Genomic DNA, 10,283 nt, shown 5'->3' with positions numbered 1-10,283 from the left:
GGGAAAGTAAAAATTAATGATTATGATATTAAGGCGTTACACTCCGCAGTTGTTTCTTTAAGTGAAGAAACAGAAATAAAATTATGTGAAGGTAAAGCATTACCTGTTATGGAACTGATGACAATAACGATAGCAGAGGATAGAAAAACAGCATTAGCAAAATGGTATCCACCTTCTGTTAACGGGAAGTTATTAGATGAGGGAGATATCAAATCGGCTATTACAAGAGAAGGGATTAAATATGGTGTTCAACCTGCTGTGATAGCAGATTTTTTACGAGAACGCTGTTATAATACGAATATTGTAATTGCAAAGGGATTAGAGGCAGTAGAGGGAAAAAGTGCACAGATTAAGTATTATTTTCAAACAGATCGTACATTAAAACCAAAGCATAATGAGGATGGTTCTGTTGATTTTCATCAATTAGATACGATTAGTCATGTAGAGAAGGATCAATTAATAGCGGAATTATTTCCTGCAGATACAGGAACCCCTGGAATAGATGTTCTTGGAAACGTAATTCGTCCACAAAAAGTTACTAACAAAATAATGAGGCATGGAAATAATATCTATCTTTCAGAAGATGGATTAAAGATGTATTCAGGTGTTGCAGGGCATGTTGATTTAGCGGATGATAAAGTATTTGTATCTGATACATTTAATGTATTAGCAGATGTAGATACATCAACAGGAGACATCTCTTATGATGGTAATGTTCATATAAAAGGAAATGTTAGAACAGGATTTACTGTTCGTGCAAAAGGAGACATTATTGTAGAAGGTGTTGTAGAAGGTGCAGAGCTGTATAGTGATGGTCAAATTATATTAAAACGTGGTATTCAAGGAATGAATCGTGGTCTTTTACAAGCAAAGGGGAATATACTAAGTAAGTTTATTGAAAGCTCGACTGTAAAATCAGGTGGTTATGTAGATACAGAAGCGGTATTGCACAGTAAGATATCGGCAAGAACAGATGTTATTGTTAGCGGTAAAAAAGGCTTTGTAACTGGTGGGGAAATTAAAGCAGGTTCTCTAATTCGCCTAAAAACGGCAGGTTCTACAATGGGTACGACAACAGTACTAGAGGTGGGAGTTGATCCTACATTAGTTGATTCTTATAAAGATTGCGAAGCTCAAATTGTTTCAATGCAAGAGGAGAAAGAAAAAATTGTTCAAATCTTAACATTGTTTAAAAAGAAGGTTATGACTGGAGAAAAGTTATCAGCAGATAAGCTACAGCATCTGCAAAAGCTATCAATACAAAATGCGGAGATTGATCAAAAACTGATACCGCTAATGGAACAGTATGATGAATTGCAAGAACAGATGGAAGAGAATATTAATGGTAAAGTTATCGTTGAGAATATGGCATATTCCGGAGTTCGTATATCGATTGGAAGTATCATGTATATTGTAAAGAATGCGGAGCACCATTGCCAATTTGTAAAAGATAAAGCAGATATTAAAGTGGTAGGGTTAATGTAGTCAATTAATAGAAAGGAGAGGGTCCTATGCCGATTACTCCATTAGATATGTTGACGTTGATACCTCGTACAAATGAAGTATCGAATATTAAACAAGTTGAAATGCAACGTCCAACAGAAGAGCAAGCACAGATGAATAGTGCATTTCAACAACATGTTAAGCATGAACAGCGAAGAACGGTGGAAACTAGCAAAGGTGAAAACAAAGAGTTTCGTTATGATGCGAAAGAAAAATGAAATGGACAATCACAAGGGAATAAAAATCAGAAGGGAAAGAAAAACCAGGAGGAATCTAAGGTGAGTACGCACCCAACCAATGGTGGTTCATTTGATATTAAGGTATAAGTAGGAGAATGTATATGACAATATTTGATGTATTCATGGTGATTCTTGGTTTAGTTTTAGTGTTGGTAAGTTTCTTTTTCACAGAGAAGGCAACTTCGAAAGGGGAAAAAGGACAGGTGATGAATGCGACACAAAGATTAGATGAAGATGCCATACTTGCAATACAGGATACTGTAGAGGACAATTTAACAAAAATATCAGAAGCACTAATTGTTAAGACAGAGAATACCCTTAACAAAGTGACAAATGAAAAGATAATTGCTATTAGTGATTATTCGGAGCAACTTATCGAGAAGATAGAACAAAATCATACAGAAGTAGTATTCTTATATAATATGCTTAATGAAAAAGAGAATGTTATGAAAGAGAACTATTCGAAAAGAAATGATTATTCTAAAAAGGAAAATCAGCTAGCGAATACACAAACAAATGATAGTACACATAACAACCAAACGAATTCTAAAGATGTGGCTGCAATAGATAGCAAAGTCAAACAACCTGCGAGAGATATTCAAGGTATTAATGATGATGAGGCAGCTATGCTTGTTAATAATACAGGTTATACGTACCATGAGCAAGCATTTACGGAAGAAGATAAACAAAATAACAACCAAGAAATTATGAGATTGTATGCTGAAGGGAAAACAATTACTGAAATTGCAAAGACTCTTGATTTAGGAAAAGGGGAAGTGAGTTTTGTAATAAATCTTTATAAGCAAAATTAACTTATTGTTGGTTAGGAAGGTTTGGATTGTATATGAAATTAAAACTAAAATACTTTATTCGTGGTTTTGGGATTGGTATTATATTCACGGCTATTATAATGTCGATATCGTTACAGGCATCTCGCAGTAAAATAATTAAAGATAATGCTTTGACAAAAGAAGAAATTATGGAAAAAGCTATGGGCTATGGTATGGTAATGGAATCGACAGAAGATGTAAAAGGTGATGAATCTCAGCAAGAGGATCAAAATCAAGAAGATAATCAGGATATAAAAAATCAAGATGAAGTTCAACATGTGGATAATCCTAAGGATGATAGTTCTAAGGAGGACGATACATCACAAAATGAAGTAAATAATGATAGTCAAAATGATGATAACGTAGATTTACCAAATAAAGAATCCGATGATACGCAAGATTCAGCAAATAAGGAAACAAATGAAAATGATTCGAAAGAGGATGAGTCGAATGATAATGATTCAAAAAAGAACAATAATTTGGTCGTATCAATTGATTATATCCCTATTGAGATAACAACAGGAATGACAGCTACAAGTGTAGGGAAATTGTTAAAGGAAAAAGGTGTTATTGAAGACCCAGATGAATTCCGTAGATATATGTCTGAGAATGGCTATTCAGGGAGAATACGAACTGGTAACTATTTGATACCTGTTGATGCTACGTATAAGAAGATTGCAGACATTATTGCAGGAAAACGTAAATAAATAAAAAACGTAAATAAAATAAAAAAAGCTTGTCATATGAAAAATCATGTGATATACTTGCTATGTTAAAATACACGTATATTGATTTCTAGCAGGGTGCCGAAAGGTCTACTAGTAAGCTGAAATATACGGAAGAAGACAACCAAATGGAGGTAAATTATGAGCGTTATATCAATGAAACAATTACTTGAAGCAGGTGTACACTTTGGACACCAAACTAGAAGATGGAACCCTAAAATGGCTGAGTACATCTATACTGAAAGAAACGGTATCTACATTATCGACTTACAAAAATCTGTAGGTAAAGTAGACGAAGCTTACAACGCAATTAAAGATGTTGTAGCTGACGGTGGTACTGTTCTTTTCGTTGGTACTAAGAAACAAGCTCAAGATTCTGTTAAATCAGAAGCTGAACGTTGTGGAATGTACTATGTAAACGAAAGATGGTTAGGTGGTATGCTTACAAACTTCAAAACTATCCAAGGTAGAATTGCAAGATTAAAAGCTATCGAAACTATGTCTGAAGATGGTACTTTCGATGTTCTTCCTAAGAAAGAAGTTATCAACCTTAAGAAGGAACAAGAAAAACTTGAAAAGAATCTTGGTGGTATCAAGAACATGAAGAACATTCCAGATGCAATCTTCGTAGTTGATCCAAAGAAAGAAAGAATCTGTATTCAAGAAGCACATACATTAGGAATTCCACTAATCGGTATTGCTGATACTAACTGTGATCCAGAAGAATTAGATTTCGTAATTCCTGGTAATGATGATGCAATCAGAGCAGTTAAATTAATCGTTGCTAAGATGGCTGACGCAGTTATCGAAGCAAACCAAGGTGCTCAATTAAACGATGAAACTCCTGTTGATGAAGCAGTAGAAGCGTAATCGGATATCTATACCCTTTAAGGGGTAGAGCGTGTCTGAAAATTATTGCACAGTAAAGTACAGGTTTTTTAGACACATTCTAGCGATAATGCTTCAGCAGGGTTGCCCAGTTGAAGCATTATTTCAATAATAATAGAAAATTCATATACTGTATTTTTGTTATTATGAGTGAATTAATAGCTTGTATATTATGCGATTACTTGCAGAATATATATATGTTTTATGTTAAATAGAGTGGCGAAATGCTGCTCATATAATAAGAATAAAATACGGAAACGTAAATTAATAACGGAGGTATTTAAACAATGGATATTACAGCTTCAATGGTAAAAGAACTTAGAGAAATGACAGGTGCAGGAATGATGGATTGTAAAAAAGCTCTTGCTGCAACTGAAGGTGATATGGACAAAGCAGTAGAGTTTTTAAGAGAAAAAGGTCTTGCTGCAGCTGAAAAGAAAGCTGGTAGAATCGCAGCAGAAGGTCTTGTTGCAACTAACGTATCTGCTGATGGTAAAGTAGCTTCTATCGTAGAAGTAAACAGTGAAACAGATTTCGTTGCGAAAAACGAAAAATTCCAAACTTATGTAGCAGAAGTAGCAGCTCAAGCAGCTATGACTTCAACTACAGATATCGAAGCTTTCTTAGCAGAAGCTTGGGCAGCTGATACAACTAAGACTGTAAAAGAAGCTTTAGCATCACAAATCGCTGTTATCGGTGAAAACATGAACATCAGAAGATTTGAAAAAATCACTGCTGAAAACGGATTCGTTGAATCATACATCCACGCTGGTGGTAGAGTAGGTGTTTTAGTTGAGGTTGAATCAAACGTAGTTAATGATAAAACAAAAGCAATCGCTAAAGATGTAGCTATGCAAGTAGCAGCAATTTCAGCTAAATATTTATCATCTGAAGATGTTCCTGCTGAATACAAAGAACATGAAAAAGACATCTTAAAAGCACAAGCAATGAACGAAAATCCAGACAAACCAGAAAACATCATTGAAAAAATGATTATTGGTCGTCTTAAAAAACCATTCATAGATGTTTGTTTATTAGAACAAGCATTCATCACGGATGAAGATGTAACGGTTAAAAAATACGTTGAAACAGCAGCAAAAGAAGCTGGTGCAGAAATGACAATTAAGAAATTCGTTCGTTTTGAAACAGGTGAAGGAATCGAAAAGAAATCAGAAGATTTCGCAGCTGAAGTAGCAGCTCAAATGGCTAAATAAGCAAAGTTTTCAATACAATAAAATATAAACTTGGAAAGGCTCTGAATGCCTTATAGTATCGGTTTTTATCTGATATATAAGGGGTTTGGGGTCTTTTTTGATGTTTCATAAGGTTTTTATCGAACCAGCTAAGATTATCAATTTCTTATTTCCTTTAAGAGCATTGACACTAAAAAAGTCATATGCTATACTGTGCTTATCGCGCATACACATTATATACTGTTCTGGAATAAAATTGTCTGAAATAAATTGAAGGTTGAGGTGATAAACTATTGAATATTATCATTGTAAATTCTGCTGATGTACCAATCTATGAGCAAATTATGAACCAAATAAAATCCGCTATCCTATCTGGCGAACTAAAGGAAGGTGATCTTTTGCCTTCTGTTAGGGGATTGGCAAAGGATCTGAACGTAAGTGTTATCACGACTAGGAAAACATATGAGTGTTTAGAGGCAGAAGGATTTACTATTAACATGGCAGGGAAAGGTTCTTTTGTTGCACCACAAAATATGGAACTTCTTCGAGAAACTAGATTGGTAGAGATTGAAAAAAAACTTGAGTACATTATTGAGTATGGGAGACCAGTTGGAATATTGGGTGAAGATTTGAAAAAAATAATAGATGAGTTAAGTTTGGAGGAATAAGATGGATACTGTTTTAGATATCTGTGGTCTTTGTAAAAACTATAATGATTTCAGCTTGCGTAACATAAACATATTACTAGAAAAAGGAACATTAACTGGATTCATAGGACCTAACGGCGCAGGAAAGACGACAACCATTAAAAGCATATTAAACATTATTAAGCCTGACGATGGAAAAATTACAGTAATGAATATGGACAGTATTAATGAGGATTTGGAAATAAAATCCAAGCTTGGAGTTGTTCTTGATGATGGACATTTTTACGAAGATTTAACATTACAAAAAATGAAAAAATTGATTGCACCTATGTATCCAACATGGAATGATAATGCTTATCAAAACTATATTCAAAAATTTGGTCTGCCAGAAAATAAAAAGATTAAAGAGTTATCTAGAGGTATGAGAATGAAATATGCACTTGTTCTTGCTCTATCGCATGATGCAGAACTTTTTATTCTAGATGAGCCTACATCTGGTCTTGATCCTTTGGTGAGAAGTGAGCTGATTGAAATACTCAAAGATATCGTATTAGAGGAAGGTAAAACTGTTTTGATGTCAACACATATAACTTCTGACCTTGATAACATTGCAGACTATTTAATTTTTATATTTAATGGAGAAATTATTCTACAAGGACAAAAGGATGAAATTAAGGAGCAGCATGCCATTGTAAAGGGAGATACGGCGGTTTTATTGCCTGAGTATGAGAACAATTTTGTAGGTATTAAAAAAACACCTTATGGATTTGAGGGGCTGACAGATAATAGAATGGAACTCAAAAAGTATTTCGCTGATAAATTTGTTTATGAAGTTCCAACAATAGAAGATATTATGCTCTACTATACAAGGAGGCTTAAATAATGCACTCAAACTTTCTTAATTTTATAAAAATGCAGATTTCATCATTGAGCCAAATTCTTTGGTTACAACTACTTAGTATTGCATTATTTCTGATGTTTTTTAATCAAATAAACGCCAATAATGATTTGGCAAATGTCATTATATACACGATGGGTCTTTTGATGTTATCTTATTTGATTATGCGAAATTTTATGTTCAATGACGAAAAATATAAAACAAAATTACTATTCGGTATTTTACCTGTGACATCAAATATAATTATTGGGACAAGAGGTGTTATTGTTTATCTTTTCTGCTTAATTGCCACGCCTCTGTTAGTTTTGTTTTCTGTTGTAACACATGTAATAAGACCAGAAATATTTGCGGTTGTTCAAGTGAATATTCTACCACACGGTTTACTGTTGGCTTCGGTTTTCATGCCAATCGAGTTCTTGATATTTCAAATATTTGAGGCCCAAAAAGCAGATATAATTGGTGCGCTTGTATTTTTCCCATACATGGGACTTATAGCGCTAATATATAAGTATATGATGAGTAGCTCTTTGATTTTTGGTGTGATTATTATCGCAGTCATAGCAAATGTATTTGTCTATAGGATTTCTGTTTGCCTATATAGAAATAAGGAATAGTACAAATTGGATATGGATCACTATAATTCTTTTGATTATCTAATAAGAACACCTATGCGAGCTGGGAATGATATCTTAATTGTAGATAGCGTGTATGGATTTGCAGGTATAATTAATATAATGACTCAGATTGTAGGTAAGTTAGTAACGCTAATTTCTATATTATCAATTATCAAAACAGTTAACAAAAGCGAAAGGACGTGTTTATAATGAATAATATACTTAAAGTTGGAATAGTAGGTTGTAACGGAAAACTAGCGAAAGAAATTATAAATGTTATAGCAGAAAGAGAGGATTGTCAAATTACTTCAGCAATAGCAAGTAAGAGAAGTGCATCTGCAGGAAAGATACTTTCTCAAAATACAGAAACAGCACCAGTTATAATTGCTGATGATATACTATTAGCGAAAGAATGCGATGTATTGATTGACGTAACGAATAGAGATGCATTTATAAATGACAATTATGAAAAGTACATGCAACTGAAAAAGCCAATTATTCTGGCAACAACAGGATTTAATGCAGATGATACGAAAAAGATTGATGCATTAGCCAAAGAAATGATTATTGTTAAATCAGCAAACTACAGTTTTGAGTTGGTATATTTCATCGAGGCATTGAAAAACTATGCAAAAGTAGTAAGAGATATTGATGTTTCTATCACGGAGGTACATCATAAAGAGAAAAAAGATGCACCAAGTGGAACTGCATTAGCCATAAGAGATGCTTTGTTGGAAGCAAATAACACATTAAATATAGAGATGTGCAGTATTAGAGCGGGAATCGTACATGGAGAACACAGAGTACTTTTTGCGAATATGTCTGGAGAAGAGATTGCATTTAGCCACAAGGCTACATCAAGAAGATGTTTTGCTGATGGAATTGTGAAAATTATATTTATGCTGAGCAACAAGGAAAATGGGTTATATACGATAGATGATTTTGTAGAGTAATGTAAGAGGCAAAGAACTATACTGTTGCAACACTTACGTATTATCATTATTGGAATGAAGAATTTATGTATGTATTTAGGCCAATGTATAAAAAGATAGATGAGCTATGTTGTATTGATGAAGATGCGTTCGGGGGAATACCTGGATTGGATTTAGATGTTAAGAAAGAGGAATGTGTAAGAAGAAATTATGTTCCGTCTTTTATTGTTATGAGAGTACTACCAAAGAATAGAGAGGACATACGCCAACTTTTAGAAGAATTGGATATGGATCACTATGATCCTTTTGAGTATCTAATAAGAACGCCTATGCGAGCTGGACAGGATAATTTGATAGTAGAGAGGGCATGATGTTGATGAGAGAGCTACTAGAGAGGTAACTCTCTTTTCTTGACATATAAACATGTAATAATTTATATGTTTGGGAGTGTACAAGTCTGTATTAAGTGTAATATAGGAGGTTTTTTGCATAAAGCTAAATGGAGATTCTTATTTGCGAAGTAATGTAGCATAGTGAATGATGTAATAGTTGCATTGTGGAATATTATGGTATATAATGTTGTTGTAATATGATATTATAAATAAAAGTGATGAGAAACCGAGACTTGCTTCGATATTATCACATCTCTAGAATAAGAAGTATGAGAAACACAATTATCTTCTACCTTTCAGTAAGTACGAATTATGTCAAAATGAAGAACATTGAGCAATTGTCTTTGCTGTAGAAATTAGGGTAGAGTCAGCAGTGGTTGCCAGAAGTAGGCATTTGGGCTGGAATTATTTGTTGGATAGTCGTTATAAACATTAAGCGTGGACGGCTTGCGCACTACTGTGTAAGATTAACCAATAAAGAGTATAAACCAGATATTAATAGTAGGTCTCCTTCTGTGATGAAATGATATGAAGAAATTTAGCTGGAAAGTCGCAGGATATTCATGTTGATAACAGGGGAGTTTTTGTTAATGTGTTGATTTTTCATAGTTTGTATAAACATTGTTTACGAAGAAAATCTTTATGATATAATTTTGGGGTGTCGGAGATACGTAATATTAATGAATTTGTTGGTTTGTTACAGAAAGGAATATTATGGTAACGAATGTATTGATGAAATGTGGAGTTTGTGAATCAGTAATTAATTTGAAGTGGCAAGTAGGACATGTTGAAGAAACACCTGTTTGCATTATTTGCCCAGAGTGTAGAACAACTTTAAAGTTCGTCTTAATGGTTTACGATGAAGATTTAACGATAGATATAAAAACTAAAAGTGCTATACAAGTATATGACGGAATTCCTAAATATTTTGCTGAAACTTCTTCAGAATTATTAACTTTCAAAATTAAAAATCAACCGAGCATTAAACCAGGGTATACTCCATTTATACGGACAAGCCAAATGATGGGGTTGGGAAAATATGAAATGTATCAAAAACGCTTTTTATTAGGTGTTCAAATACGAAAAGAATTTAATCACATATTTCAAAGAATAAACGAATTGTATATGAATGGAAATACTGAGTTTCTTTCTAAAGAATTAGTCAAATATTCTTCAACAGCATCTGATGCTAAAAGTTTATCTGATATTGATATAACAAAAAAGCTTTATTTTTTTAATATATCCTATCTAAATAAATTCTTTAAAAAAGGAGTTTTAGGACAATTAAATGATACAATCCTTGAATATATGAAGGTTTTAAGAGAAAATAAAAAGTTTCTTTATGATACTTTTTTGATAAATGTTTGTACTGATGAAAAGTTATTTGATTATGAAAAGAAACTAATAAGAGTTATTAATATG

13 protein-coding genes are annotated in these 10,283 nt (G+C 33.2%); all 13 read left to right on the top strand.

Annotated features, from left to right (window positions below; genetic code table 11):
• On the top strand, positions 1-1,485 hold a 1,485-nt coding region (locus tag RMR19_RS10940), incomplete at its 5' end, for a DUF342 domain-containing protein (RefSeq protein ID WP_310603527.1).
• A 26-nt stretch (positions 1,486-1,511) separates the two neighbouring features.
• Complete coding sequence (locus tag RMR19_RS10935; protein WP_310603526.1) at positions 1,512-1,721, top strand: hypothetical protein; 210 nt, start codon at positions 1,512-1,514, stop codon at positions 1,719-1,721.
• Positions 1,722-1,843: 122 nt separating this feature from the next.
• Positions 1,844-2,554: a DUF6115 domain-containing protein gene (locus RMR19_RS10930; protein WP_310603525.1), complete on the top strand. Its 711-nt coding sequence runs from the start codon at positions 1,844-1,846 to the stop codon at positions 2,552-2,554.
• A gap of 32 nt (positions 2,555-2,586) precedes the next feature.
• Positions 2,587-3,279 (top strand): hypothetical protein, encoded by a 693-nt coding sequence (locus tag RMR19_RS10925; RefSeq protein WP_310603524.1) that lies wholly within the window; start codon positions 2,587-2,589, stop codon positions 3,277-3,279.
• A 159-nt stretch (positions 3,280-3,438) separates the two neighbouring features.
• Positions 3,439-4,167 carry a 30S ribosomal protein S2 gene (gene rpsB / locus RMR19_RS10920; protein WP_310603523.1) on the top strand — a complete coding sequence of 243 codons (729 nt, stop codon included), beginning with the start codon at positions 3,439-3,441 and terminating at the stop codon, positions 4,165-4,167.
• Between the two features lie 305 nt (positions 4,168-4,472).
• The gene (gene tsf / locus RMR19_RS10915; protein WP_310603522.1) at positions 4,473-5,399 is read left to right on the top strand and encodes a translation elongation factor Ts; all 927 of its coding nucleotides are present in this window, start codon (positions 4,473-4,475) and stop codon (positions 5,397-5,399) included.
• 272 nt (positions 5,400-5,671) lie between these two features.
• Positions 5,672-6,046 carry a GntR family transcriptional regulator gene (locus RMR19_RS10910; protein WP_310603521.1) on the top strand — a complete coding sequence of 125 codons (375 nt, stop codon included), beginning with the start codon at positions 5,672-5,674 and terminating at the stop codon, positions 6,044-6,046.
• A 1-nt stretch (position 6,047) separates the two neighbouring features.
• The gene (locus tag RMR19_RS10905; protein WP_310603520.1) at positions 6,048-6,908 is read left to right on the top strand and encodes an ABC transporter ATP-binding protein; all 861 of its coding nucleotides are present in this window, start codon (positions 6,048-6,050) and stop codon (positions 6,906-6,908) included.
• Complete coding sequence (locus tag RMR19_RS10900) at positions 6,908-7,537, top strand: ABC-2 transporter permease (protein ID WP_310603519.1); 630 nt, start codon at positions 6,908-6,910, stop codon at positions 7,535-7,537. Before RMR19_RS10905 ends, RMR19_RS10900 begins: the two co-directional genes overlap by 1 nt.
• 12 nt (positions 7,538-7,549) lie before the next feature.
• Complete coding sequence (locus RMR19_RS10895; RefSeq protein WP_310603518.1) at positions 7,550-7,747, top strand: hypothetical protein; 198 nt, start codon at positions 7,550-7,552, stop codon at positions 7,745-7,747.
• Positions 7,747-8,490, top strand: a complete 744-nt coding sequence (locus RMR19_RS10890; RefSeq protein ID WP_310603517.1) for a 4-hydroxy-tetrahydrodipicolinate reductase — start codon at positions 7,747-7,749, stop codon at positions 8,488-8,490. The genes RMR19_RS10895 and RMR19_RS10890 overlap by 1 nt, the downstream gene beginning before the upstream one ends.
• An 83-nt stretch (positions 8,491-8,573) precedes the next feature.
• Positions 8,574-8,840: a hypothetical protein gene (locus RMR19_RS10885; protein ID WP_310603516.1), complete on the top strand. Its 267-nt coding sequence runs from the start codon at positions 8,574-8,576 to the stop codon at positions 8,838-8,840.
• 735 nt (positions 8,841-9,575) lie between these two features.
• The coding region (locus RMR19_RS10880) for a hypothetical protein (protein ID WP_310603515.1) at positions 9,576-10,283 on the top strand (708 nt) is incomplete at its 3' end.

The organism is Anaerosporobacter sp., from assembly GCF_031551385.1.
GTDB lineage: Bacteria > Bacillota > Clostridia > Lachnospirales > Lachnospiraceae > Anaerosporobacter.
The sequence above is the reverse complement of the archived record's forward strand: the minus strand, read 5'-3'. Positions and strand labels throughout refer to the sequence as shown.